Source organism: Microbacterium sp., assembly GCF_039812165.1.
GTDB lineage: Bacteria > Actinomycetota > Actinomycetes > Actinomycetales > Microbacteriaceae > Microbacterium.
Genome location: NZ_JBDIAB010000019.1, coordinates 1 through 24,541, shown reverse-complemented (window position 1 = coordinate 24,541; position 24,541 = coordinate 1). Strand labels below are relative to the sequence as shown.

General features: G+C 71.0%; 22 protein-coding genes. 7 read left to right on the top strand and 15 right to left on the bottom strand.

Annotation, left to right across the window (positions count from 1 at the left end; all coding sequences use genetic code 11):
- Positions 1–337 precede the first annotated feature (337 nt).
- On the bottom strand, positions 338–1,342 hold the full coding sequence (locus tag WML84_RS03345) for an alpha/beta fold hydrolase (protein ID WP_347344723.1): 1,005 nt from the start codon (positions 1,340–1,342) through the stop codon (positions 338–340).
- A 214-nt stretch (positions 1,343–1,556) separates the two neighbouring features.
- Here WML84_RS03345 and WML84_RS03340 point away from each other — a divergent pair, with 214 nt between their 5' ends.
- The 3 genes from WML84_RS03340 to WML84_RS03330 all read left to right on the top strand — a co-directional run bounded on the left by WML84_RS03340 (position 1,557) and on the right by WML84_RS03330 (position 6,591).
- On the top strand, positions 1,557–3,131 hold the full coding sequence (locus WML84_RS03340) for a biotin carboxylase (RefSeq protein WP_347344722.1): 1,575 nt from the start codon (positions 1,557–1,559) through the stop codon (positions 3,129–3,131).
- 129 nt (positions 3,132–3,260) lie between these two features.
- Positions 3,261–4,364 (top strand): serine hydrolase, encoded by a 1,104-nt coding sequence (locus WML84_RS03335; RefSeq protein WP_347344721.1) that lies wholly within the window; start codon positions 3,261–3,263, stop codon positions 4,362–4,364.
- 130 nt (positions 4,365–4,494) lie between these two features.
- Complete coding sequence (locus WML84_RS03330; RefSeq protein WP_347344720.1) at positions 4,495–6,591, top strand: glucose PTS transporter subunit IIA; 2,097 nt, start codon at positions 4,495–4,497, stop codon at positions 6,589–6,591.
- Positions 6,592–6,899: 308 nt separating this feature from the next.
- Here WML84_RS03330 and WML84_RS03325 read toward each other — a convergent pair whose 3' ends face one another.
- Positions 6,900–8,039, bottom strand: a complete 1,140-nt coding sequence (locus tag WML84_RS03325) for a serine hydrolase domain-containing protein (protein WP_347344719.1) — start codon at positions 8,037–8,039, stop codon at positions 6,900–6,902.
- Positions 8,039–9,721 carry a glucose-6-phosphate isomerase gene (pgi, locus tag WML84_RS03320; RefSeq protein ID WP_347344718.1) on the bottom strand — a complete coding sequence of 561 codons (1,683 nt, stop codon included), beginning with the start codon at positions 9,719–9,721 and terminating at the stop codon, positions 8,039–8,041. Before pgi ends, WML84_RS03325 begins: the two co-directional genes overlap by 1 nt.
- A gap of 134 nt (positions 9,722–9,855) precedes the next feature.
- On the opposite strand from pgi, the gene WML84_RS03315 reads away from it, so the two are divergent.
- Positions 9,856–11,262, top strand: a complete 1,407-nt coding sequence (locus WML84_RS03315) for an MFS transporter (RefSeq protein ID WP_347344724.1) — start codon at positions 9,856–9,858, stop codon at positions 11,260–11,262.
- A gap of 11 nt (positions 11,263–11,273) precedes the next feature.
- Here the strand turns inward: WML84_RS03315 and WML84_RS03310 are convergent, their stop codons facing one another.
- From WML84_RS03310 to WML84_RS03295, 4 genes are all read right to left on the bottom strand, one after another.
- Positions 11,274–12,086, bottom strand: coding sequence for a histidine phosphatase family protein (locus WML84_RS03310; protein WP_347344717.1), 813 nt, complete (start codon positions 12,084–12,086; stop codon positions 11,274–11,276).
- Between the two features lie 355 nt (positions 12,087–12,441).
- Positions 12,442–13,293: a hypothetical protein gene (locus tag WML84_RS03305; protein WP_347344716.1), complete on the bottom strand. Its 852-nt coding sequence runs from the start codon at positions 13,291–13,293 to the stop codon at positions 12,442–12,444.
- On the bottom strand, positions 13,290–13,967 hold the full coding sequence (locus WML84_RS03300) for a response regulator transcription factor (RefSeq protein ID WP_347344715.1): 678 nt from the start codon (positions 13,965–13,967) through the stop codon (positions 13,290–13,292). The genes WML84_RS03305 and WML84_RS03300 overlap by 4 nt, the downstream gene beginning before the upstream one ends.
- A complete protein-coding gene (locus WML84_RS03295; protein WP_347344714.1) occupies positions 13,955–15,208 on the bottom strand; it encodes a histidine kinase in 1,254 nt (417 codons plus the stop codon). The genes WML84_RS03300 and WML84_RS03295 overlap by 13 nt, the downstream gene beginning before the upstream one ends.
- Positions 15,209–15,329: 121 nt before the next feature.
- On the opposite strand from WML84_RS03295, the gene WML84_RS03290 reads away from it, so the two are divergent.
- From WML84_RS03290 to WML84_RS03280, 3 genes are all read left to right on the top strand, one after another.
- Positions 15,330–16,157: a Cof-type HAD-IIB family hydrolase gene (locus tag WML84_RS03290; RefSeq protein ID WP_347344713.1), complete on the top strand. Its 828-nt coding sequence runs from the start codon at positions 15,330–15,332 to the stop codon at positions 16,155–16,157.
- 103 nt (positions 16,158–16,260) lie between these two features.
- Positions 16,261–17,136 (top strand): shikimate dehydrogenase, encoded by an 876-nt coding sequence (locus tag WML84_RS03285; RefSeq protein WP_347344712.1) that lies wholly within the window; start codon positions 16,261–16,263, stop codon positions 17,134–17,136.
- A gap of 52 nt (positions 17,137–17,188) precedes the next feature.
- On the top strand, positions 17,189–18,022 hold the full coding sequence (locus WML84_RS03280; RefSeq protein WP_347344711.1) for an aldo/keto reductase: 834 nt from the start codon (positions 17,189–17,191) through the stop codon (positions 18,020–18,022).
- Positions 18,023–18,087: 65 nt separating this feature from the next.
- Here the strand turns inward: WML84_RS03280 and WML84_RS03275 are convergent, their stop codons facing one another.
- The 8 genes from WML84_RS03275 to WML84_RS03240 all read right to left on the bottom strand — a co-directional run.
- Positions 18,088–18,861, bottom strand: a complete 774-nt coding sequence (locus tag WML84_RS03275) for a siderophore-interacting protein (protein ID WP_347344710.1) — start codon at positions 18,859–18,861, stop codon at positions 18,088–18,090.
- A gap of 51 nt (positions 18,862–18,912) precedes the next feature.
- Complete coding sequence (locus WML84_RS03270; protein ID WP_347344709.1) at positions 18,913–19,674, bottom strand: ATP-binding cassette domain-containing protein; 762 nt, start codon at positions 19,672–19,674, stop codon at positions 18,913–18,915.
- On the bottom strand, positions 19,671–20,720 hold the full coding sequence (locus WML84_RS03265; RefSeq protein WP_347344708.1) for an iron chelate uptake ABC transporter family permease subunit: 1,050 nt from the start codon (positions 20,718–20,720) through the stop codon (positions 19,671–19,673). Before WML84_RS03265 ends, WML84_RS03270 begins: the two co-directional genes overlap by 4 nt.
- Positions 20,710–21,753, bottom strand: a complete 1,044-nt coding sequence (locus WML84_RS03260; protein WP_347344707.1) for an iron chelate uptake ABC transporter family permease subunit — start codon at positions 21,751–21,753, stop codon at positions 20,710–20,712. The genes WML84_RS03265 and WML84_RS03260 overlap by 11 nt, the downstream gene beginning before the upstream one ends.
- Positions 21,754–21,840: 87 nt before the next feature.
- The gene (locus tag WML84_RS03255; RefSeq protein WP_347344706.1) at positions 21,841–22,827 is read right to left on the bottom strand and encodes an ABC transporter substrate-binding protein; all 987 of its coding nucleotides are present in this window, start codon (positions 22,825–22,827) and stop codon (positions 21,841–21,843) included.
- 173 nt (positions 22,828–23,000) lie between these two features.
- Entirely contained in the window at positions 23,001–23,219 is a 219-nt protein-coding gene (locus tag WML84_RS03250) for a hypothetical protein (RefSeq protein WP_347344705.1), read from the bottom strand.
- A 63-nt stretch (positions 23,220–23,282) separates the two neighbouring features.
- The gene (locus WML84_RS03245; RefSeq protein ID WP_347344704.1) at positions 23,283–23,702 is read right to left on the bottom strand and encodes a VOC family protein; all 420 of its coding nucleotides are present in this window, start codon (positions 23,700–23,702) and stop codon (positions 23,283–23,285) included.
- Between the two features lie 71 nt (positions 23,703–23,773).
- Positions 23,774–24,541, bottom strand: a 768-nt coding sequence (locus tag WML84_RS03240) for a DNA-3-methyladenine glycosylase 2 family protein (RefSeq protein WP_347344703.1), incomplete at its 5' end; no start/stop codon positions are given.

Below are 24,541 nucleotides of genomic sequence, written 5' to 3'. Positions count from 1 at the left end.
CGTTCACGTGCGAGTGGATGCCGGCGCTCGACGCCCCGGACCGCCTCAAGCCCCGCCGCCACGAGCCCCGCACCTGACCCCGCGCCGGTCGACCGGCGACCCGCCTTGGTCTGCCGCCGCGACCGCTCTGCCGCGCGGCCGCTCCGCCGAGTCACTGCCCTCCGTCCGGCTCACTGCGCTGCAGCGCAGTGACTCGGCAGCAGGGCAGTGACTCGGGGCCTACGGTGCGGCGGGGGCGCGCGGTGCGGGGCCTACGGTCCCGCGGGCCTGCGGTGCGGCGGGGGCGCGCGGTGCGGCGGGGGCCTGCGGTGCGGCGGGGGCCTGCGGTGCCGCGGGGTCAGCGGAGGTTCGCGGCGAGGAAGGCCTCGACCTCGGCGAAGACCTCGTCGCGGTGCGGGGCGAACATGTGGTCGGCGCCCTCGATCTCGATCAGTCGCACGTCCTTGCCCGCGGCGGTCCACGCCGCGGCGAGCTCGCGCGACCACTCCGGCGGCACGACCTCGTCGGCGGTGCCGTGCACGATCAGCAGCGGCGACGCGGCGCGGTCGACGAACGTGAGGGACGACACGGCATCCCAGTACTCGGGGTTCTCGTCGTACGTCCCGTGCACGAGCACGAGCCAGTCGAAGTACGGCGTGCCCTCCAGGAAGTGCTCGGCGATCACCCAGGGCGACGAGTTCGACGGTGCGAGCGCGACCGTCGCCCTGGCGACCTCGGGCGCGACGACCGCCACGCCGAGGGCGATCGCGCCGCCCAGCGAGTGGCCGACGACGGCGATCCGGTCGGGGTCGACGCCCGGATCGGTCGCGAGGGCGCGCGCCGCGTTCACCGCGTCGAGCGTCGAGCCCACCTGGAGGTCGTTCGCGAACGAGGGGTCGTCGTCCGAGTCGCCGTGGTTGCGCAGGTCGGGCGTGAAGACGACGTAGCCCATGTCCTGCAGCAGCCGCTGCTCGCGGGAGTAGTCGACCAGGCCGGAGTACGACGCGGCGTCGACCGCGCCGTGCACGAACACCACGCCGGGCGCGCGCTCATCGGTCGCGGGCTCGTCGTCCCCGCGGTCCTCGACCGCGGGTCTGCGGATGACGCCGTGGATGGTCAGCCCGCCGCTGGAGTACGACACGACCTCGGCGCCGTCCTGGTCGGGCGGCGAGAGCTGCTCGAGCGTCGGCGACTCGGGCGGGGCGTCGATGAGCGTCTGCAGGGTCGTGACCGAGACGGATGCCGTCGGCTCCGGCACGGGCGTGACGACGGCCGGGTTGGTCCGTGGCTCCGCCGGCGCACAGCCGGCCAGCAGCAGCATCGCCGCGGTCGCCGCCGCGACGGCGCGCCCGAGCGTCCTCATCCGCAGATCCCCCACCCGGTCGAGCGTACCCGCGCCGCGCGCCGTGCAGACCGGCGGCGACGCGGCACATCGTCGGTCTGTGCGGTCCGACGCGCAAAATCGATGCACTCGCACACCCTCGGTTGTGGGAGGATGGCTCCGCCTGAGCCGATGGAGGAAAGTCATGATGGGGCGAAAGAGTTCCGCACGAAAGAGCGCCGAAGACGGGATCATCGTGGCGGCTCCGCCGACGGCATCCATCGCCATCGTCGGCGACGACGATCCCAAGGCGAAGCTGTCGCGACGCGCGAAGCGGCGCACGGCCAACGCCCGCACGGCGAAGCAGGAGGGCGCCGAGCACGCCCTCCGCAACATGTCGGAGATCCGTCACTTCTTCCGCACCAACGACCGCCCGGTGTTCTTCGTCGGCGCGACGGCCTTCAACCTCCTGGGCCTCGACCGCTGGGTGCGCGGCTTCTCGTACATCAGCTACTACGACTCGTGGGACGGCGCCCACCCGCGCGTGTTCAGCCCCCTCGACAAGCCGTACATCGAGTTCGAGAGCGGCGAGGAGATCAACAACTGGCTGCTGCGCAACGCCGAGGTGCGCGCGCACATCGCCCGTCGCACGCCGTTCGGCGTCCGCCCGCAGGTCGTCATGGTCTTCTTCGACCGCGAGACCGAGGAGATCTGCGAGGAGCTCGGCTACGACCTCATCCTCCCCTCCGCCGAGCTGCGCGAGCGCCTCGACTCCAAGATCGTGACGACCGAGCTCGGCAACGAGGTGGGCGTCCCCAGCGTCCCGAACGTCCTCACGACCGTGAGCAGCTGGGCCGACGTCGTCTCGGCCGCGAAGAAGGCCAAGCTCGGCACCGACCTCGTGCTCCAGACCGCCTACGGCGACTCGGGCAAGACGACCTTCTTCATCACGAGCGAGGAGGAGTTCGCCAAGATCGCCGGCGAGGTCACCGGCGTGCCGCTGAAGATCATGAAGCGGATCAACAACCGCCCGATCGCGGTCGAGGCGGTCCTCACCCGCCACGGCACCGTCGTCGGCCCGTTCATGACCGAGATCACGGGTCACAAGGCGCTCACCCCCTACCGCGGCGGCTGGTCGGGCAACGAGATGTTCCCGGACGTGCTCGACGAGCCCACTCGCAAGAAGGCGGCAGCGCTGGTCGAGCGTCTCGGCAACCGCCTCGGCGGCGAGGGCTATCGCGGCTTCTTCGAGGTCGACGTGCTCGTCGACACCGACACCGGCGACGTCTACCTCGGTGAGCTCAACCCGCGCATCAGCGGCGCCTCCGCGACCACCAACGTGACCGCGGGCGCCTACGCCGACGTGCCGCTGTTCGTGTTCCACCTGCTCGAGTACGCCGAGGTCGAGTTCGAGCTCGACGTCGCCGAGGTCAACTCGCGGTGGGAGGAGCTCGCGTCCGAGGACGAGTGGAGCACCATGGTGATCAAGCACACCCAGCCCACCGTCGACCTCATCGACGCCGCTCCGGCGACCGGCCGGTACGTCGTCGACGCCAACGGCTCGCTCGTCTACTCGCACGCCGAGCTCGACTGGCACCTCATCAACAACAAGGACGAGGCGTTCTTCCTGCGCGTCTACGGCCCCGGCGACTACCGCTGGAAGGGCGCCGACCTCGGCATCCTGGTCACGAAGGGGCGTCTGCAGACGGCCCGCAACGGCCTGTCCATCCGCGCCATGCACTTCATCGACTCGATCCGCGGGATGTACGCGGTCACGCCGCTCGCTCAGCCCGCGCCGAAGCGGAAGAGCAGCGGTTCGAAGGGCGTGTGAGCGCCGTGACGGAAGAGCGCGACACGTATGTTCTCGAACGGTGAGTCCGCGGTGATCGGCGGAACGGCCAGCAGGCCGGCAGGACCCCCTTTCGACCAGTGGCAGTCTCCGGGCTACCTCGCGTGGTCGATGCAGAACATCGCGAGCTTCCTCCCGGTCCATCCGATCGGCCGGGGGGAGCGCGCGACCGCTTTCGGCTCGGCGCCCGAGGACCTCTCGCTGGTCCGCGTCGAGCACCCCTGGGGCGGGCCCACCGTGACGTTCGACGACGTCATGGCCGCCACCGCGACCGACGGCTGGATCGTCACGCGCGACGGCTACGTCGTCGGCGAGTCGTACTCCGAGCCGATGACGCAGACCACCGTGCACCTGCTGATGTCGGTGAGCAAGTCGCTGACGACCGCCACGACCGGCGCGCTCGCCGGTGCCGGCGTGCTCGACACGACCCGCCAGGTCGCCGACTACGTGCCCGCGCTCGCCTCTTCCGGCTATGCGGGCGCCACGGTGCGCGACCTCGTCGACATGCGCACCGGCGTGCGGTTCTCCGAGGACTACCTCGACAACGCCGCTGAGGTGCGCCTGCTCGAGGAGGCCATCGGCTGGGCGCCGCGCGTGCACGAGGGCGTGGCCGACACGCTGCTCGGCTTCCTCGCCTCGCTGGGTGCCGACGGCCCGCACGGCGGACGGTTCGACTACAAGTCGTGCGAGACCGATGCGCTCGGGTTCGTGATCGAGGGCGCGACCGGGCGGGCCGGCGCCGACGTCATGTCGGACTGGCTGTGGCAGCCGATGGGAGCCGAGCGCGACGCGAACGTGAGCGTCGACAGCGTCGGCGGTCCCATGTTCGACGGCGGGGTGTCGGCGACGCTGCGCGACCTCGCGCGGTTCGGCTCGCTGTTCCTGCGCGACGGCTACGCGCTCGACGGGATGCCGGTGCTCCCGACCTGGTGGGTCGACGACACCGTCGCCGGGGCGCACGACTCGCGCGACGCGTTCGCCGCGGCCGCGTCGCCCACGCTCATGCCCGGCGGCATGTACCGCAACGGCTTCTGGTTCCCGCGCGCGGGCTCGGACGTGTTCCTCGCCCTCGGCATCCACGGGCAGATGGTGTACATCAACCGGGCGGCGCGGGTCGTCGCCGCCAAGCTCTCCGCGTGGCCGACCCCGCAGGACGGCGAGAAGCTGCTCACCACGATCGCCGCCTTCGACGCGGTGGCGTGGTCGCTGCGCTGACTCTGGTCGCTCCGCGCGTTATCTGAGAGAATCCTGAGGGTCGGGATAGAGTCCGACTCGACGGCCCCTGCCGTCGACGCGGCGCCGCCGTCGGTGTGCGCCGTCCCCCGTCTCGAAGGAGAGTACGCACATGGCCAGCAGTCCTGCCGCGGCGATCGTGGAGGCCGTCGGAGGCCCGGGAAACATCGAGAGCCTCACCCACTGCGCGACCCGCCTGCGCTTCCAGCTGCGCGACGCGGGCGGTGTCGAGAAGTCGGCCGTCGAGGCGATCCCCGGCGTGCTGGGGGCCGTCCCCCAGGCCGGCGACCGCTTCCAGGTCGTGATCGGCGGCGCCGTGCAGTCCGTCTACAACGACATCATGGCTCTGCCGGCGATGGACGGCGGCGGCGGTGCCCCCGCCACCGGCACGTCCGACGCCGACATCAAGAAGGCCGCGCGAGAGGGCGGCGTGCGCGGCAAGGTCGCGTGGGTCGACACCCTGTTCGAGTTCCTGTCCGATTCGTTCCGCCCGATCCTGGGAGCCCTGCTCGGGGCATCCCTGTTCATCACGTTCATGGCGCTCATGGCGACCCTCGGCGTGATCCCGGCGTGGAACGCGCCGGGCGTCGTGCTGCCGCCGTCGTGGCAGTTCGTGAACCTGATGTGGCAGTGCGTGTTCGTCTTCCTGCCGCTCATGGTCGCCTACAACGCCTCGCAGAAGGTCGGCGCCGACCCGTGGGTCGGCTTCGCGGTCATGGCCGTCGTGATGCTCCCCGGCTTCACGGCCCTGGCCCAGCAGGACGGCGCGCAGAACATCGTCTTCCTCGGCTCCGAGGTCACGACGATCCCGATCTTCGGCGTCCCGCTGACGATCTTCAACTACAGCTCGCAGGTGTTCCCGCCGCTTCTGATGGCGGCCGTCCTCGGCCCGCTCACGAAGCTCCTCAAGCGCGTGATCCCCGAGAACATCCACCTCATCTTCGTGCCGTTCCTCGCGATGCTGATCATGATCCCGCTCACGGCGTTCCTGCTCGGCCCGATCGGCGTGTACGTCGGCGCGGGCCTCGCGAACATCCTCAGCGCGATCAACGCCTTCTCGCCGTTCATCTTCGCGATCATCATCCCGCTCGTGTACCCGTTCATGGTGCCGCTGGGCCTGCACTGGCCGATCAACGCGATCATGCTCCTGAACATCCAGACCCTCGGGTACGACTTCATCCAGGGCCCCATGGGCGCGTGGAACTTCGCGTGCTTCGGCGCCACCGCCGGCGTGCTGATCATCGCGTGGCGGCAGCGCGACAAGGCGATGAAGCAGACCGCGACGGGCGCGCTCGCGGCGGGCCTGCTGGGCGGCATCTCGGAGCCGTCGCTCTACGGCATCCATCTGCGGTTCAAGCGCATCTACCCGCGCATGCTCGTCGGATGCCTCGTGGGCGGCCTCATCATCGGCTTCGGCAGCATGCTGCTCGGCCTCGAGCACGGCGTCACGACGCAGGCGTTCGTGTTCACGTCGCTGCTGACGATCCCCGCGTTCGAGCCGATCGGTCTGTACGCGGTCGCGGTGCTCGCCGCGTTCGCGACGTCGATGATCCTCATCCTCCTGACCGGCTACCAGACGGCCGAGCAGAAGGCGGAGCTGTTCGCCCGCCAGGCCGCCGAGGCCGGGGCCGAGGCCGCGCCCGCTCCCGGCACCGTCGCGGCGCCCGCCGCGGCGCCCGTGGTGGACGAGGCCGGCGCCGCCGGTGCGGCGGCTGCCATGGCCACCGCCGTGGCGGTGGCCGAGCGGACCGTGGTCGACGTGTACTCGCCACTCGCCGGCACCGCCGTGCCCCTCTCGGACGTGCCTGACCCGGTGTTCGGCACCGGCGTGATGGGTCCGGGCGTGGCGATCCAGCCCTCGGGCGACACGGTGTACTCGCCCGGCGCGGGCACGATCGCCGCGGCGCAGCCGACGGGTCACGCGTTCGGCATCGTGCTCGACGGCGGTGTGGAGCTGCTCATCCACGTCGGCATCGACACCGTCAACCTCAACGGCGACGGGTTCGACGTCAAGGTCAAGGCCGGCGACCGCGTGGAGACGGGCACCCCGCTCGTGACCTTCGACCGCGGCATCATCGAGGCCGCCGGCTACCCGCTCATCACACCCGTGATCGTCCTCAACGCCGACCAGTTCGGCCCGGTCGACCCGGTGTCGCTCGGCGAGGTCGCCGTCGGCGCCCCGCTCCTGGCGGTGCAGCCCAAGGAGTAGGCGCGCAGCCCTCCCGGTAGGGTCACCGGCCCCGGGAGGTCACCGCCCTCCCGATCGGGTCACCGCCCTCCCGGTCGGGTCACCGCCCTCCCGGTCGGGTCACTGCCTTCCTGCCGAGTCACTGCGTTCCTGCACAGTGACTCGACGGTAGGGCAGTGACCCGGCGGCGTTCATGCGGGCTCCTCGGCGGCGTTCATGCGGGCGGCCCGGCGGCGTTCATGCGGGCTGCCCGGGCGACGTCGTGCGGAGCTGCCCGAGCGGGGCCGCGCGGGCTGCCCCGGAGGGCGGCGCCGCGGCCCGGGCGCCGGTCAGCGGAGGGCGTCCTGCAGAGCGGTCAGGACGGCGGCGGCGGGAGCGACCCCGGTCTCGAGCGAGATGTCGCTGTTGACCACGACGATGATCGTCGTGTCGAGGTCGTAGCTGTGGTAGATCGCCGTGTTGTAGCCCGGCAGCTCGCCCGTGTGGCCCCACCAGCCGTTGCGGTTGCCGATCCCGATGCCGTAGCCGGAGGTGGGCGTGTTGGGCGGCGGCGACGTCAGGATCGAGTCGCGGCGCAGCTCCTGCGTCTTCTCGTCGAGGATGCCCTCGCCGGTGAACAGCGCGTGCGCCCACAGCTCGAGGTCGTCGAGGGTCGAGATCGCCTGGCCCGCCGACGACGTGAACGAGGGGTCGAAGTGCGTGGCATCCAGCGGCTCGCCGTCGGGGGAGCCCTGCATCGTCTCGCCGGACAGATACGGCTTCGGGAGCTCGTTCGTGGTGGGGTACGACGAGTCGTCCATGCCGAGCGGCTCGAACAGGCGCTCCTCGAAGACGTCGGCGAGCGGCTCGCCGGTCACCTGCTCGATGATCGCGCCGAGGGCGACGTAGTTCGAGTTCGAGTACTCCCAGCCCGCGCCCGGCTCGAACGACGGCCACAGCGTGCGCACGGCGTCGAGCAGCTCCGCGATCGTCCACGAGCGCTGCGGGTCGGCGAGGTACTCGTCGACGAGCTCGTCGTCGAGCGTGTACGACGGGATGCCGCTGGTCATGTCGGCGGCCTGACGCAGGGTGGCCTCGCCGCCGGGCAGATCCGGGATGTATTTCGACACCGGGTCGTCGAGGTCGACCTCGCCCTCCTGCACGAGCTGGAGGAGGAGGGTCGCGGTCATCGTCTTCGTGATGCTGCCGATGCGCGTGTGGTCGCTCGCGGCCGGCAGGACGTCACCGCCCGGGGCCGAGGCGCCGGACGCGCCGTCCCACGTGCCGTCGGCCGTGATGACGCGCGCGACCACGCCCGGGAACTCGGCCTCCTCGCGCGTGTCGTCGAGCGCCGCCTGCAGCGCCGCGTCGTCGAACTCCGCGGTCGGCGTCGGCGTCGGCGTGGGGGTCGGCTCGGCGGCGGGCGCCGTGCATGCCGTCAGCAGGCACAGCGCCGCGCCGACCGCGCCGACGCGCGCGAGGCGCCGCATCAACGGTTCCGGTGCGCGTGGTAGTAGGCCAGGAGTGCGCGGGTCGAGGCGTCCTGGGCCTGCAGCGCGTCGTTGTCGCCCTCGATGGCCGGCGCGATCTGCAGTGCGAGCTGCTTGCCGAGCTCGACGCCCCACTGGTCGAACGAGTTGATGCCCCACACGATGCCCTGCGTGAACGTGATGTGCTCGTACAGCGCGATGAGCTCGCCCAGCACGCGCGGCGTGAGGGCCTCGGCGAAGATCGAGGTCGTCGGGCGGTTGCCGGCGAACGTGCGGGCCGCCACGAGCGCACCCGTGGTGCCCTCGGCCTCGACCTCTTCGGCGGTCTTGCCGAACGCGAGCGCCTTGGTCTGCGCGAGGAAGTTGGCCAGGAACAGCCCGTGCACGTCGCGCCCGTCGTCCTGCAGCGGGTAGGCGGGGTTCACGAACGCGATGAAGTCCGCCGGGATGAGGCGCGTGCCCTGGTGGATGAGCTGGTAGAACGCGTGCTGGCCGTTCGTGCCGGGCTCGCCCCAGAACACCTCCCCGGTGTCGGTCGTGACCGGCGTGCCGTCCCAGCGCACCGACTTGCCGTTGGACTCCATCGTGAGCTGCTGCAGGTAGGCGGCGAAGCGGTGCAGCTGCTGCGCGTACGGGAGGACGGCGTGCGACTGCGCGCCCAGGAAGTTGACGTACCAGACGTTCAGGAGGCCCATGAGCACCGGGACGTTGCGGTCGAGGGGGGTGGACGCCACGTGCTCGTCGACCGCGTGGAAGCCGGCGAGGAGCTCGCGGAAGGCCTCGGGGCCGAGCGCGATCGCGAGTGACAGGCCGATGGCCGAGTCGACCGAGTAGCGGCCGCCCACCCAGTCCCAGAACCCGAAGGCGTTCGCGGGGTCGATGCCGAAGGCGGCGACACGGTCGAGGGCGGTGGAGACGGCCACGAAGTGGTGGGCGACGGCATCCGTCCGCTGCGCCTCGCCGCCGTCGATCGCGCCCGCCTTCTCGAGGCCGGCCCACAGCCAGTCCCGCGCGAGGCGGGCGTTGGTGAGGGTCTCGAGCGTGGTGAAGGTCTTCGACGCGACGATGAAGAGAGTCGTCTCGGGATCGAGGCCCCTGGTCTTGTTCGCGAGGTCGAACGGATCGATGTTCGACACGAACCGCGCCTCTATACCCGCGTCGGCATACGGCAGGAGCGCCTCGTAGATCATGACCGGGCCGAGGTCGGAGCCGCCGATGCCGATGTTGACGACGGTCTCGACGCGCTTTCCGGTGACGCCGCGCCACTCGCCCGAGCGCACGCGCTCGGCGAAGGCCGACATGCTCTCGAGCACGGCCTGCACGTCGGCGTCGACGTCCTGGCCGTCCACGACGAGCGCGGGCGAGGCCCCGGGCGGGCGGCGCAGCGCCGTGTGCAGCACCGCGCGGTCCTCGGTCGTGTTGAGGTGCTCGCCGGCGAGCATGGCGGCGTAGCGCTCGGGGACGCGCGTCTGCTCGCCGAGGCTCACGAGCGAGGCCAGGATGCCGTCGGTCACGAGGTTCTTGGACAGATCCACGTGCAGATCGGCCAGCGGCAGGGTGAGGCGCTCGACGCGGCCCGGATCGCCCTGGAACCAGGCGCGCAGATCGGGGGCGAAGCCGTCGCGGTGCGCGGACAGCTCGGCCCAGGCGGACGTGGTCGTGGGGTCGACTGGGGCGGTCATGCCACCACGCTAGCGGGCCGCGGGCGCCGCCGTGCGAAGGGACGCCGGGGTATTGCGTGTCGGAGGCCGGAGGTAGCGTCGAGGGCATGAGCGAGACCGCCCTCGCGCCTCTCACGGCGACGCAGCACACCCGCATGCGACAGTTCTTCCAGGTGCTCGGCAACACGCTCGTCGCCAACGTCACGTCGAGCTATCTGTGGTGGGCGCTCACGTTCTGGGCGTACCTCGAGACCCGCTCGGTGCTGGCGACGTCGATCATCGGCGGCTCGTACATGCTGCTGGTCGCCGTCTTCGGCGTCGTGTTCGGCGCGATCGTCGACCACCTGAAGAAGAAGGCCGTGATGGTGCTCTCGAGCATCGTGACGCTGTCGGCGTATCTCGCCGCGGGCGCGCTGTACCTGGCGTTCCCCGAGTCGGCGCTCATCGACTGGGGCGGTCCGTGGTTCTGGCTGTTCGCCGGCGTGATCCTCGTCGGCGGGGTGGTCGAGAACCTGCGCAACATCGCCCTGTCCACGACCGTCACCCTGCTCGTCCCCGCCGAGCGGCGCGATCGGGCGAACGGGCTCGTCGGCACCGTGCAGGGCATCGCGTTCATCGTCACGAGCGTGTTCTCCGGCCTGTCGGTGGGCCTCCTCGGCATGGGCTGGACGGTGGCGATCGCGACCGCCCTGACCGCGGTCGCGCTGCTGCACCTGCTGTTCGTGCCGATCCCCGAGCGCGACGTCGTGCGCGCCGACGGCGAGCGCGCCTCGTTCTCGCTGCGCGGGGTCGTCCCCGCGATCCGCGCCGTGCCCGGCCTCATGGCGCTCATCTTCTTCACGACGTTCAACAACCTGGTCGGCGGCGTGTTCATGGCGCTCATGGACCCCTACGGACTGACGCTGTTCTCCGTCGAGGTCTGGGGCATCGTGCTGGCGGTCACCGGCAAGGGCTTCATCTTCGGCGGCATGCTCGTCGCCGCCCGCGGGCTCGGGAAGAACCCGGTCCGCACGCTCCTGCTCGCCAACGTCGTCGTGGCCGTGCTCGGCACGGTCTTCGCCCTCCGCGAGTGGTGGTGGCTGTACGCGGCCGGCCTCTTCCTGTTCATGCTCGTCATGCCGATGGCCGAGGCCGCCGAGCAGACCATCATCCAGCGCGTGGTCCCGTTCGCGACCCAGGGCCGGGTGTTCGGGTTCGCGGCATCCGTCGAGTCGGCCGCCACCCCGCTGTCGGCGTTCCTCATCGGGCCGATCGCCGAGTTCGTCCTCATCCCGTTCATGCGCACGGATGCCGGGCGCTCCGCCTTCGGCTGGCTCCTCGGCGACGGCGAGGCCCGCGGCATCGCGCTCGTCTTCGTGCTGGCGAGCCTCGTCATGCTGGTGCTCGTGCTCCTGGCGTTCGCGTCGCGGCCGTACCGGCGGCTCTCGCACGCGTACGCGGCGGCGCCCGTCGTCGACCCGAACGCCGACGAGCCGGCATCCGTCCCCGATGTCGAGCCGACGGCACCCGCGGCGAACGCCGAAGGCGGCCCCACCCAGGTGGGACCGCCTCCGATGTCGTGAACGGGGGAGGGTTACTCCTTGCCCTTCTCCACGTAGCTGAGGTCGTTGACCGCCTCGAGCGTGTACTCGCCGTCCTTGTACTTCAGGATCTGGACCGACGCGTTCTTCAGGCCGCCCTCGGGGACCTTGAAGTCCGGGATGAGGGTGTCCAGGAGAGCGGAGATGCTCAGGCCGTGCGAGACGACGAGCACGTTGCCGTTGCCCTTCTTGGCCTCCTTGGCGACGATGTCGTCGAGACCCTCGGTCAGGCGCGCGGTGATCGTCGCGTAGTCCTCGGCCGGCCAGTTCTTCGCCGCCTCGGGGTTGGCCGCGTCGAGCTTGGCGACCGAGTTCGCGAAGCCCTCCGGCTGGATGTTGGCGAGGAACTCGTCGAGCGTGATGCCCTGGTCGTCGGCGATGGCCTGCCACATGTTGTGGTTGAGGTCGCCCTCCCAGGTGCCGAAGTTGAACTCGCGCAGGCGCCAGTCGTTCTCGAGCGTGACGTCCTTGCTGGCCTTGTTCTCGTCGAGGATGATCGACGCGGTCTGGATCGCGCGGCCGCTGTCGCTGCTGTAGGCGCCCTGGAACTCGACGTCCGACAGCCCGCGGCCGGCGGCCTCGACGACCGCCTGGCCCTCGGGGGTGAGGACGGCGTCCGACCAGCCCTGCACGCGGTCGGTGGTGTTCAGCATCGTCTTGCCGTGGCGGACGATGTAGAGCGTGACCTCGTCGGTCGTGGCCTCGGCGGAGGGCGACGCGTCGGAGCCGGACTGACCCTGCGAGCAGCCGGTGAGCGCCGCTGCGGCCAGCAGGGCGCCGGCGGCGAGGGTGAGAGCCTTCTTCATGTGGGACCTTTCGTTCTTTCTGCGATCTCAGAGAGCATCGCGAGGCGATGTCGCTCCGCCGCTGGGGGCACGACGAAGCGCGGCGTGTCTCGGGCGTGCGGCAAGATCACAGCCATGTGATTTTGCGGTGGAACTACATCAGGAGCGCGCGACAACCGCACCCGATTGTAGACAGCCCACTGATAGTGAAGTCAACCCCAGAGACGGATGGGTTTTCGGCTCGCCCGTCTCCGTCCGCGGAGACGGGCGGGTTTTCCGCCGGTCCGTCCCATGTGCGGGTCGGGCGGGTTCTCGATCCGTCCGTCTCCCCATGCGGAAGCGGGCGGGTCTCAGCCCGCCCGCCCCCGTGCCCGGATCACCGTTCGGGGAACAGGTGCACCGCGCCCGCCGAGACCTGCACCGAGACGCGGTTGCGCGAGGACGGGTCGGTGGACAGCTCGTGGGTGAAGTCGCCCGCCGACACGTCGGACGAGACGGCGTACGGCGCTGCGGGAAGGCCCAGGTCGATGCGACCCGCGCTCGCCTCCACGATGACCTCGTTCGGCGCCGTGCCGGTCAGCCTGCCGTCGACCGCCCCGGCACTGACGTCGAGCTCGGCGGTGCGCACGTCGGCGAGGTCGAGCACCGCGCGCCCCGCGCTCACGCTCACGTCCAGCGCGCGCGCCGTCCCGTCGACGGTGATCGACCCGGCGCTGAGGTCGAGGCCGAGCTCGTCGTACGTGCCGGTGGCGATGATGGATCCGGCGCTGATGCCGAACGATGCGTCGAGGACCGTGTCGGCGAAGCGCTCCGGGAGTGTCAGCGTCGCCCGCTCGTCGTCGCCGAACCAGCGCCAGCCCGTCCACCAGGGGCGGTCGGACGAGACGACGAGGTCCCCGGCGTCGCGCGTGAGACGCCACTCGGTGGCACCGCCGTCGCCGGTGATCGACAGCACGGCCTCGTCCACGTCGCCGTAGGCGATCGTGAGCTCGGCGGTCGAGACGTCCACGTCGAGGCCGGTGACGCCGCGTACGTCGGCGGTGAGGGTGTCGGTGTGCACGGCCGTCGAGCGGATCGCGGAGAGCGTCGCGGTGGCGATCGTGCCGAGGACCAGGATGCCGCCGAGGGCGATCGCCAGGATCGCGACGACCTGTGCGGAGGAGCGGCGGGCCGGGGGCGGCGTCTGCGGGGCCTCGGGCGTGGTCGGGGGAGTGAGGGTCGTGTTCATCGTGAGGTTCCGTTCTGCGCGTGTCCGCCCCCGTGTTCGAGGTGGACGAGGGCCGCGAGCACGCGCCGGTTGCCGTGCTCGTCCTGCTCGAGGTCGAGCTTCTGGAAGAGGGACGTGATGTGCTTCTCCACGCTCGCCTCGCTGACGAAGAGCGTCTGCGCGATCGCCTGGTTGCTCTTGCCCTCGGCGATGAGGGCGAGCACCGTGCGCTCGCGCTCGGTGAGCCGCGCCATGCGCTCGTCGCGGGCGCGGCGCGTGAGCAGCTGGGCGACCACCTCCGGGTCGAGCACGGTCGCGCCCGCCCCGATGCGGTCGACGATGTCGAGGAACTCGCGCACGTCCGCGACGCGGTCCTTCAGCAGGTAGCCCAGCGCCGCGCCGTGCGCCGTGATGAGCTCGCTCGCATAGCGCTCCTCGACGTACTGGCTGAGGACGAGGACGGGCAGTCGCTCGTGTTCGCGCCGCAGGGCGAGCGCCGCGCGGATGCCCTCGTCGGTGAACGTGGGCGGCAGCCGCACGTCGAGGATGCACAGGTCGGGCTCCGTGGCGGTCACCACCTCCGGCAGCTCGCGGGCGTCGGGGAGTGCCGCGACGACCTCGTGTCCGGCGTCGTCGAGCACGCGCACGAGCCCTTCGCGCAGCAGCGTCGAGTCCTCGCAGATCAGGATGCGCATGGCACGCTCACCTCCAGTGCGGTCGGGCCGCCCGTGGGGCTGTCGAGGCGGGTCGTGCCGCCGGCGGCCAGGATGCGGTTCGTGATGCCGTCGAGTCCGCCGCCGGGGAGCACGCGGGCCCCGCCGACGCCGTTGTCCTCGACGCGGGCCCACAGGGTGCCGTCGTCGCGCCGGCGCACGGTCACGCGGCATTCGGTCGCGCGGGAGTGCTTGGCGGCGTTGGTCAGCGACTCCGCGATCGCGAAGTACAGCGCGGCCTCGGCCGTGGGCGAGCAGCGGCCGTCGAGGCGCACGTCGAGGCTCACCGGCACGTGCGATCGGGCCACGAGCGCCGACAGCGCGGCATCCAGCCCCCGATCGTCGAGGACGGACGCGTGGATGCCGCGCGCCAGCTGCCGCAGCTCCGTGATCGCCGCCTTCGTCGAGGTGTGCGCCTCGTCGAGGAGCGCCTTCGCCGCCGCGGGGTCGGTGTCGATCTTCTGCTGGGCCAGGCCCAGCGTCATCCCGACCGACACGAGCCGCGGCTGCACACCGTCGTGGAGGTCGCGCTCGATGCGCGTGCGCTCCACCTCGCTGGCACGCACCGCGCCGGCGCGCTGGGCGCCCGCCGCACGCGCCTGCTCGGCCAGCAGGGCCTCGCGGGAGGGGACGAGGATCGCACGCGTGAGCACCGCGTGCAGGAGGGCGAGGCCGACGAGCACGGCCGCACCGACGAGGATGCCGACGATGCCGACGATGACGGCGGCCGTCGAGGCGATCACGATGCCGGTGCCGACGATGCGCACGTCGCCCGTCTGGAGCGGCGCGAACAGCAGGCTCACGCTCGTGACGACGGCCCCGACGGTCGGCAGCACCAGGAGGCCCAGCACCGTCGCGATGGCGCAGCTGGCGATGCCGCGCCACATCGGACCGTCGGTGAACTGCTGCCACAGGGTGCGCAGCCATCCCTTGAAGCCGGGCTGTCCGCTGCGGCGGATGCGGAGGGCGGGCAGTCCGTAGCCGTACAGGCCCTCGACCCGTTCGTACTCCAGCCAGGCGGTCGCCCACAGCACGTAGAGGAAGGCGATCAGGAAGAGGACCCCGATGCCGACGACGGGGAGGAGGCCCACGCCGACGCCCAGGAACGTCGCCAGGACGGTGAAGAGGATGGAGCCGATGAGGCCGATCGCGGCCAGCTGGGCGAGGGCGCCCAGGTGGGCGAGCACGCCGACTCGGCGGCGGATCGGTGGTGCAGTGGTCATGACATCCACGGTAGGCCGATGGGTGCGGTGGCGCCCCCGAGGCACCCGGAGACCTCGTTTCGGGATAACCCCCGGTCGTGGTGCGTGCGGCGCGGGTCTCGGCGTCGGGAAGGATGGAGGGGTGACCGCTCCCGACATCCGCCTGATCGCCGCCGACATGGACGGCACGCTCCTCGACCCGGACGGCCGCGTGCCGGACGGCTTCTGGCCGCTGCTGGAGCGTCTCCGCGAGCGGGGCATCGCCTTCGCGCCCGCGAGCGGGCGTCAGCTCGCGACGCTGCAGCGGCTGTTCGGCGACGCCGATCTCGACTACATCGCGGAGAACGGCACCTACGTCGTCCACGGCGGCGCGGAGGTCAGCTCCGACACGCTGCACGCGGAGTTCGTGGCATCCGTCGTCGGACGCCTGCGCGCGCTCGTCTCGGCGGGCGTGCTGCGCGTCGGCGTCGTGGTGTGCGGCAAGCGCTCCGCGTACATCGAGAGCACCGACCCGCACTTCCTCGCCGAGGTGCACAAGTACTACGCCGAGCTGCGGGTCGTCGACGACCTGCTCGCCGAAGACGACCAGGTGCTCAAGCTCGCCGTCTACGACTTCGACGGCGGCGAGGAGCACACGGCGCCGGCGCTCGCCGACCTGCGCGCGACGCACCAGGTGGTCGTCTCGGGCGTGCACTGGGTCGACGTCATGAACGCCGGCGTGAACAAGGGCGTGGCCCTGAGCGGGCTGCAGCGCGCGCTCGGCGTGACGCCCGCGCAGACCGCCGCGTTCGGCGACTACCTCAACGACCTCGAGATGCTCGCGGTCGCGGACTGGTCGTACGCGATGGCGGAGGCCCACGACGACGTCGTCGCGACGGCCCGGCACCGGGCCGGGTCCAACGCCGACGCCGGCGTCGTGCGGGCGATCGAGAGCCTGCTCGACGGCGGGGCCGCAGGCGACCGGCAGTAAGATTGCCTGACAATATTGCAGCATCCTCTATCTCCGGACGACCCGTCGCGATAGGCTCCGGATCGAGAGATCGTCAGACAAACCAGCATCCCGGAGGAGTCTCGTGACCGCCGTGTCGTCCTATCTCGTGGGTCTCGTCGGCACCGGCGTGACGCAGTCGCTGTCACCGGCCGTGCACATGGCCGAGGGGGCCGCGCAGGGGCTCGCCTACGTGTTCCGTCCGGTCGACCTGACCGCCCTGGAGCTCGATCCCGGTCGCCTGCCCGAGATCCTCGACTGGTGCGAGCGCCTCGGCTACGACGCGGTCACGATCACCCACCCCTGCAAGCAGGCCGTCATCGCGCACCTCGACCGCGTCGACCCCGTCGCGGCCGCCCTCGGCGCCGTGAACACGGTGCTGCTCACGCCCGAGGGGAGGGTCGGCCACAACACCGACACGACCGGCTTCGAGGCCGCGTTCCGCGCCGACATGCCCGACGCCCCGCGCGGCGCGGTCGTGCAGCTCGGCGCCGGCGGCGCGGGGACGGCCGTGGCCGACGCGCTCGTGCGGCTCGGCGTCGAGCGGCTCACGATCGTGGACATCGACGAGGATCGGGCCGGAGCGCTCGCCGCGACCCTGCGCGAGCGGCGGAACGCGGACGTGCGCGCCGCGCCGCACGCCGACCTCGTCGCGCTGCTCGAGGCGGCGGACGGCGTCGTGCACTGCACGCCCCAGGGCATGCACGACCACCCCGGCACGCCGTTCGACCCGGAGCTGCTGCGTCCCGACCTGTGGGTCGCCGACATCGTCTACCGCCCGCTCGAGACCGAGCTGCTGCGCGCCGCGCGAGCGGCCGGCTGCGCGACGCTCGCCGGCGGACACATGGCCGTCGCCCAGGCGGCCGACGCGTTCCGCCTCATCACCGGCATCCAGCCCGACGTCGATCGCATGCTCGCGCACTTCCGCGAGCTCACCCTCGCCGAGGAGCGCGGGGCGTAACGGACCCGCCGTGGGCTGTCGATCGGCGCCGTGACCCGGCAGGATGGAACGCATGGTCACGATCCCCACAGTCCCCCTCCGCGACGGTGCCGCATTCCCCCAGCTCGGGCTCGGCACGTACAACCTGCGCGGCGCCGAGGGCGTCGACGCCATCGTCTCGGCGACGGCCGTCGGCTACCGGCTGCTCGACTCCGCGGTCAACTACGAGAACGAGCGCGAGGTCGGCGAGGCCGTCCGTCGCAGCGACGTCGATCGTGACGAGCTGATCGTGACGACCAAGGTGCCCGGTCGCGACCACGGCTACCAGGAGACCCTCGACAGCGCGGCCGGCTCGCTGGAGCGCCTCGGACTGGACCGCATCGACCTGTACCTCATCCACTGGCCGAACCCGAGCGTGGACCGCTACGTCGACACGTGGCGGGCCATGATCGAGCTGCGCGATCGCGGGCAGGTGCGTTGGATCGGCGTGTCGAACTTCACCGAGGCGATGCTGACGCGGCTCGGCGACGAGACCGGCGAGCTCCCGCTCGTGAACCAGGTGGAGCTGCACCCCTACTTCCCGCAGGACGAGTTGCGCGCCTTCCACGCGGCCCACGGCATCCGCACCGAGAGCTGGAGCCCGCTCGCGCGGCGCAGCGAGCTGCTGACCGAGCCGGTGCTCGTCGACCTCGCGCGCGAGTACGAGGTGACCCCCTCGCAGCTGGTGCTGCGCTGGCACACCCAGATCGGCACGACGCCGATCCCGAAGTCGGCGCACGCCGAGCGCCAGCGCGAGAACGCCGACATCTTCGGGTTCACGCTGTCGGACGAGGCCGTCGCCGAGATCAGCGCGCTCCGCCGGGGCCGGCTGTGGGGCAGCGACCCGAACACCCACGAGGAGATGTAGCCCGCGCGCGGGCGCCGGCGGATGCCGTCGGGCGCACGCGCGCGGATGTACGCCGTGGGATGCCGTCAGTGCGGGGCGTGGTACTCGGTCTCGCCGCGCTTCCAGTAGCCCTTGACGACGACGGCATCGGCGTCGAGGTGCCAGCGGTCGAGCAGCAGTGCGCGGCCCGGCCTGACGATCGCCTGCTCGGCGGCGACGAACCCGAAGACCGCGCCCGTGGGGCGGTCGTCCGGCCCGAGCGCGTCCAGCCGCGCCGCGAGCGCCGTGCCCGGCGCGGCCTCGCCGCGGTGCACCTGCGTCACGGTGACCCCGGCCGGCGCGTCGACGGGCAGCTCGTGCTCGGCGTCGGCGACCTCCACGAGGATCTGGCCGACGGCATCCCGGTCCATCAGGTGGGTGAACCGCCGCATGGCGGGCACCGCCGTCTCGTCGCCGGCGAGGAACCACGCGTCCGGACGCCCCGACACGAGCATCGAGCCGCGCGGGCCGCCGATGCCGGCGGTCGCGCCGAGCTCGGCGGTCGCCGCCCAGGGGGCCGCCACGCCGTCTGCGCCGTGGATCGCGAACTCGAGGTCGAGCCAGCCCTCGTCGGCGTCCCACGCGAGCGGCGTGTACTCGCGGCTCGGCGCGGCGCGGAGCTCGTCGACCGACGAGGGGACGTCGTCGGGGAAGAAGATGCGGATGTGGTCGTCGGCGCCGGGGGAGTCGAAGCCGCGCAGGTCGGCGCCGCGCAGGCGCACGCGCACGTAGTCGGGCGTGAGCCACTGGCGCGCCTCGAGGTGCACGGTGCGGAAGCGCAGCTCGAGTCCGCGCCGTTCGAGGGTGAAGGGGGATGTCATGCGGATGCTCCGTTCGTGTCGTCGCCGCGCCGATGGGCGGGCGAGCGTTCTTCAGGCTCGGTGGTAGACGGCGAACTTGCCCTTCGGGCCGTCGACGACGGTCACGGGCGTGCGGAAGACGCGGGTCAGGACGTCGTCGCGGATGATCTCGTCGGGCGTCCCGTGCACGGCGAGACGGCCGTCCTCCATCGCGATGATGTAGTCGCTGTAGGCGGCGGCGAAGTTGATGTCGTGCAGGACGATCACGATCGTCCGGCCGAGCTCGTCGGCGGCGCGGCGCAGCTGCTCCATCATCTGCACCGAGTGCTGCGCGTCGAGGTTGTTGAGGGGCTCGTCCAGCAGCAGATACTCGGTGTCCTGCGCGAGGACCATCGCCACGTAGGCTCGCTGGCGCTGACCGCCGGAGAGCTGGTCGAGGAAGCGCTGCTCGAGCGCCGTCAGATTCAGGAAGTCGATGGCCTCGGAGATCTTGTCCTCGTCGTGCTGCGTGAGCCGGCCCCCGCTGTAGGGGTAGCGGCCGAACCCGACGAGCTGGCGGACGGTCAGGCGCGTGACGAAGTGGTTCTCCTGGCGCAGGATCGACACCGTCTTGGCGACCTGCTTCGACGGCGTCGCGTGCACGTCGAGTCCGCCGACCTCGACCGTGCCCTGGTCGGGGGAGAGCAGTCGCCCGATCATGGTCAGCACGGTCGACTTGCCCGCGCCGTTGGGGCCGACGAGCGCCACGATGCCGCCGGCCGGGATCTCCAGCGAGACCGGCCCGATCTCGACATCGCCGCTGTAGCGCTTGACGACGTTCTGCAGACGGATCACAGACGCCCCTTTCGGAAGATGACGACGAGGAAGACGAGGCCGCCGATGAGCTCGACGATGATGGTGACCGCGTCGACGAGCGCGAAGACGTGCCGGAGCAGGAAGTAGGCGACCGTCAGGATGACGTAGCCGAGCAGCCAGGCGACCGGCAGGATGCGGCGGTGGTCGTACGTGTCGGTGATCGAGTACGCGAGCGTCGCCATCAGGAAGCCGAGGAAGGTCATGGGGCCCACGAGCGACGTGCTCATCGCCATGAGCACCGACACGAGGGTGAGCATGAGCATGACCTGCCGCTTGTGGCCAATGCCGAGGTTCGTGCTGATGTCGCTGCCGAGCGCGATGACGTTCAGGCGCCGGGAGAGCATCCAGATGGTCCCGCCGGTGAGCGCGCACACCGGGATGACGAACCAGAGGAAGTCGGTGTTGGCGTTGCCGATGTTGCCGAACAGGCGGGCGCGCAGGACGTCGAACTCGTTGGGGTCGAGCATCTGCTGCATGAACGTGGAGAGCGAGCCCATGCCCGCCCCGAGGATGATGCCGACCAGCAGCATGACGTGCAGGTTGCCGAAGCGGCCCGACAGCAGCCACGAGTAGAGGAGCACCGCGAAGAGCACCATCATCGAGACCTGCAGCAGGAAGCGTCCGAAGGGGCTGATGCTCACCGCACCGGACGCGCCGAAGAAGAACACGATCGTCGTCTGCATGAGCACGTACAGCGACTCGAACCCCATGATCGAGGGCGTGATGATGCGGTTGTTGGTGACGGTCTGGAACGTGACGGTCGCGAGCGCCTGGCAGAAGGTGACCGTCGCGATCACGACGATCGAGGTGACGCGCATCGTGGAGATGCGCCACCAGCGCTCGCTGAAGAGCTCGTACTCGTTGCCCCACGTGAGGAGCAGGATCGTGATGGCGGCAGCGGACGCGATGAGCGCCGCCAGGATCACGAGGTAGCGGGTGCGGTGCGCGTGACTCGCGTACGGGCCCACGCCGCGCTCGCGCGCGCCGCCCGCGCGGGCGGCGAGCGCCGTCGTGTCAGCGGACACCGGTCGACCTCCTCGTGCGCAGCAGCATGAAGATGAAGACGACCGCGCCGACGACGCCCAGCACGAGCGACACCGGCACCTCGAAGGGCATGATGACGGTGCGCCCGACGATGTCGCACACCGTGACGACCCAGATGCCGGTGAGGAACACCCAGGGGAGGTTCGTGCGCAGGTCGTCGCCGCGGATCATCGACACGAGGTTCGGCACGATGAGCCCCAGGAACGGCAGCATGCCGATGACGACGGTGACGACGCCGGTCGTCAGGGAGACGAGCCCCACGCCCAGGAGGACCACGCGCTCGTAGTTGAGCCCGACGTTGGTGGCGATGTCCTTGCCGAGGCCGGCGACGGTGAAGCGGTCGGCGACGAGCACGACGACGATCGCCACGCCCAGCACGATCCACAGCAGCTCGTAGCGGCCGACCTCGATGCTCGTGAAGCGGCCCATGAACCAGCCGCCGAGCACCTGGAGCAGGTTGAACTGCAGGGCGAGGAAGGTGGTGATCGCGCTGACGACGGCGCCGAACATGATGCCGACGATCGGCACGATGAGCGAGGACTTCAGCGTCACGCGGCGCAGGAAGGCGAAGAAGATGAGCGTGCCGACGAAGGCGAAGACGATCGCGACGACCATCTTCGGGAAGACTCCCGCCGACGGCAGCAGGATGTAGGTGACGAGGAGTCCCAGCCCCGCCCACTCGGTGGTGCCGACGGTGGTCGGCTCGACGAAGCGGTTCTGCGTCATGAGCTGCATGACCAGCCCCGCCATGGCCATGCTGGCGCCGGCCAGCATGAGCGACGCGGTGCGGGGGATGCGGGTGATCCAGAGGAAGTCCGCGCTCCGGCCGCTGGTGTCGGTGATGTCGGCGACGCCGACGAAGATCGACAGCGTCAGGAGGCCGATCGTCAGCGCGATCGCGACGAGGAGCGGCCACGTCCGGCGCCAACGCGACCGGGTGCGGGTGACGACGGCGGAGGACGACAGCGCATCGACGTTCGTGACGCGTCGTCTCGCGGGTGCCTGGGTGGACATCGGGTCTTCCGTTCCCGTGTGAGACGAGTCGCCGCCGAGACTCTGCACCAGTCCCGGCGACGACTCGTTCGTCGTGCTAGCGGGTCATCAGGCCTTGAAGACCTTGGCGAGCCCGTTCAGCACGTCGATGTAGGCGAACACGTCCTCGGTGAGGTAGTAGTCGCCCGGGAAGACGTAGATCGCCTTGTTCACGACGGCGGGCACGGTCGCGAGCGCCGCCGAGCTGTTGATGAGCTCGAGGGCGGGGGTGGCCTCGCCCTCGCCGACGGCGGCGTCGCGGTCGAGCACCATGAAGACGTCGGCGTTCGCCGCCGCCAGGGCCTCGAGCGAGACGCTGTCGCCGGTGTGGTTCTCCGAGCCCTCGCTGTCGAGCGCGGGGGTCAGGTCGAGCAGGCTGAAGAAGATGCTCGCGCCGCGGCCGTCGACCGGGTTCGAGTAGTTGATCTCGCCGCCGGAGGTGATGAGACCCATGACGGTCGTCTCCGGGTCGTAGGCGTCCTTGGCCGTCTTCAGCGCGTCGTGAAACTCGTCGATCAGCGCCTTGGCCTCATCCTTCTTGTTGAAGACCTCGCCCATGAGCGTGAGGCTCTCGACGACGTAGTCGTCCACTGTCACGTCGTCGGGGGCGTTCATGTCGACGAATGCGGCCTCGGGGGCGGCATCCTTCATGCCCTGCGCGTTCTCTTCGCTGAACCGGTAGCCGTTGATGATCAGGTCGGGGTCTGCGGCGACGACCTTCTCGAAGTCGGGCTCGCCGTGCGTGCCGATGTTGAGGATCTTCTCGTCGTCGGCGAGCGGGTTGTTCGGGCTCATCAGGTCACGGGGTGCGACGGTGACGGGGAGGTCCCAGTCGGCGGCGAGCTGGAAGAACCGGTTGTCGGTGATCGCGACGCTGTCGGCGCTCTCGATCGTCACCTCGTTGCCGGCCAGGTCGGTGACGGTGACGGGGTAGTAGTCCTCGGCGGGGGCTTCGGACGTGGCCTCGTCGGCAGCGGGGGTGCCGGCGCACCCTGCGAGCACGACTGCGGATGCCAGGGCCAGGGATGCAACGGCGGCGAGCCGGCGCTTGGTCATGGAGATCTCCTCATTAGTGGGGGCATCGACGCCTGGGATGACGTCGACTTCGGTAAGGCATACCTAATGACTACTATGCCTATGATCCCGCTGAACGGCAAACGCTGCAGCCTTCCGGTTTTCGGGCGCGCGACGACGACCTCCTTCGCGGGAGGTCGTGATCCCGCCGGCCGCTACAGCTGTGCGCCGTCGTCGAACGGGTCGTCGAGGCCGGGCGTCCGGCCCCGCCACGACTCGTATGCGATGAGCCAGCCGATCGAGACGAGCACGGCGAGGGCGAGCCCGAGCAGCACGCTGTCGAGGATCAGCCCCACGACGACGCCGAGCACCAGCAGCACGATCGTGCCGGCGACCCATCCGATGCGGCCGCGCGGCCAACCGGTCGATGACATGCGTTCAGCCTAGGGGAGCCGGCGATCGGCCGCCGGAGCCGAGTGGTGAAGGCGATCCGTGGGTCAGGCGCCGTCCGCCGGGCTGTATGCGACCATCCAGTCGATGCCGAACCGGTCGCGCAGCATGCCGAACCGGCCGCCCCACGGTGGGACCTCGAACGGCATCACGACGGTGCCGCCGTCGCCGAGTGCGTCCCAGAAGCGCTGGAGCGCAGCCTCGTCGTCGCCGCTGACCGACACCGAGATGCCGGCGGGCTCGGCGTACGGCATGCCGGTCGGGGTGTCGGCGCCCATCAGCACGAAGCCGTCGGGCGACGTGAGCTGCGCGTGCATGACGAGGTCGTTCTCGGCCGGGTCCTGGGTCATGCCGGGGAACTCGCCGAACGTCGACACGGTGAGCTCGCCGCCGAAGACCGAGCGGTAGAACTCCATCGCCTCGCGGGCGGTGTTCTTGAAGGACAGATAGGGGTTGAGATGTGCCATGTGCACAGTCTTGCCCCGTCCTCCGACATCCGCCATACGGTTGCGCGGGCGCGGCGATCGTGCTTCGCCGGTCAGCGCGTGCGGTGGTCCTCCGGATGCAGGCGAGGAGCGCGCCGAGCCTCGTGCACGCCGCTCAGTCCGATCAGGCGGATCACCCGCTGACGGTGGCCGCGCCACGGCTCGAGCAGCTCGAGCATGCCGTCGTCATCGACGCGGTGGCCCACGAGCGCGTACCCCACCTCGTGGCTGAGGTGGACGTCGCCGACGCTGACGGCATCCGGATCGCCCCACGCGCGGATGCGCGTCTCGGCCGCGGTCCACGGCCCGACCCCGCGCAGGCTCGTCAGCACGCGATCGCGCGCGTCGCCGTCGTCCGCCGACGCGGCGGCGCGTTCGATCGACGCGCGACGGCGGGCGGCGGCCACGATCGTGCGCGACTGCGGCGGCTCGAGCCCCGCACGGTGCCACACCCAGCTCGGGACGAGCCGCCAGTCCTGCGGCGGGGCGAACATCGGCCGCGGCGTGGGGCCGGGTGCGCGCTCGCCGCACCAGGTCACCACCGACCGCCACGCTCCGAACGCCTGCATGCCGGTGACCTTCTGCTCGAACACCGCGCCCGCCAACGCGTCGAAGACGAGGTCGGTGCGCCCCAGCCGCAGATCGGGGTGGCGACGGTGCGTCTCGGCGACGAGAGGATGCCGCGACGCGTCGAAGCCGTCCGGGTCGTCGCGCGCGCCGCACAGGCGCGGGAGCTGCTCGAGCGCCCAGTCCGCGCCCGGGCCCCACGCCGCGGCGCGCACCCGATCGCGCGCGAACCGCAGGGCGAGCGTCGCGACTCC

Excerpts from the sequence above, each read along its gene's own strand:
- WML84_RS03300 (WP_347344715.1), bottom strand. The coding sequence starts at position 13,967 with ATGCGCATCCTGATCTGCGAGGACTCGACGCTGCTGCGCGAAGGGCTC.
- pgi (WP_347344718.1), bottom strand. The coding sequence starts at position 9,721 with ATGACCGCCCCAGTCGACCCCACGACCACGTCCGCCTGGGCCGAGCTG.
- WML84_RS03325 (WP_347344719.1), bottom strand. The coding sequence starts at position 8,039 with ATGCGGCGCCTCGCGCGCGTCGGCGCGGTCGGCGCGGCGCTGTGCCTG.
- WML84_RS03295 (WP_347344714.1), bottom strand. The coding sequence starts at position 15,208 with ATGACCACTGCACCACCGATCCGCCGCCGAGTCGGCGTGCTCGCCCAC.
- WML84_RS03280 (WP_347344711.1), top strand. The coding sequence starts at position 17,189 with ATGGTCACGATCCCCACAGTCCCCCTCCGCGACGGTGCCGCATTCCCC.
- WML84_RS03345 (WP_347344723.1), bottom strand. The coding sequence starts at position 1,342 with ATGAGGACGCTCGGGCGCGCCGTCGCGGCGGCGACCGCGGCGATGCTG.
- WML84_RS03245 (WP_347344704.1), bottom strand. The coding sequence starts at position 23,702 with ATGGCACATCTCAACCCCTATCTGTCCTTCAAGAACACCGCCCGCGAG.
- WML84_RS03315 (WP_347344724.1), top strand. The coding sequence starts at position 9,856 with ATGCGACAGTTCTTCCAGGTGCTCGGCAACACGCTCGTCGCCAACGTC.
- WML84_RS03330 (WP_347344720.1), top strand. The coding sequence starts at position 4,495 with ATGGCCAGCAGTCCTGCCGCGGCGATCGTGGAGGCCGTCGGAGGCCCG.
- WML84_RS03305 (WP_347344716.1), bottom strand. The coding sequence starts at position 13,293 with ATGAACACGACCCTCACTCCCCCGACCACGCCCGAGGCCCCGCAGACG.
- WML84_RS03255 (WP_347344706.1), bottom strand. The coding sequence starts at position 22,827 with ATGACCAAGCGCCGGCTCGCCGCCGTTGCATCCCTGGCCCTGGCATCC.
- WML84_RS03275 (WP_347344710.1), bottom strand. The coding sequence starts at position 18,861 with ATGACATCCCCCTTCACCCTCGAACGGCGCGGACTCGAGCTGCGCTTC.
- WML84_RS03335 (WP_347344721.1), top strand. The coding sequence starts at position 3,261 with ATGCAGAACATCGCGAGCTTCCTCCCGGTCCATCCGATCGGCCGGGGG.
- WML84_RS03250 (WP_347344705.1), bottom strand. The coding sequence starts at position 23,219 with ATGTCATCGACCGGTTGGCCGCGCGGCCGCATCGGATGGGTCGCCGGC.
- WML84_RS03310 (WP_347344717.1), bottom strand. The coding sequence starts at position 12,086 with ATGAAGAAGGCTCTCACCCTCGCCGCCGGCGCCCTGCTGGCCGCAGCG.
- WML84_RS03260 (WP_347344707.1), bottom strand. The coding sequence starts at position 21,753 with ATGTCCACCCAGGCACCCGCGAGACGACGCGTCACGAACGTCGATGCG.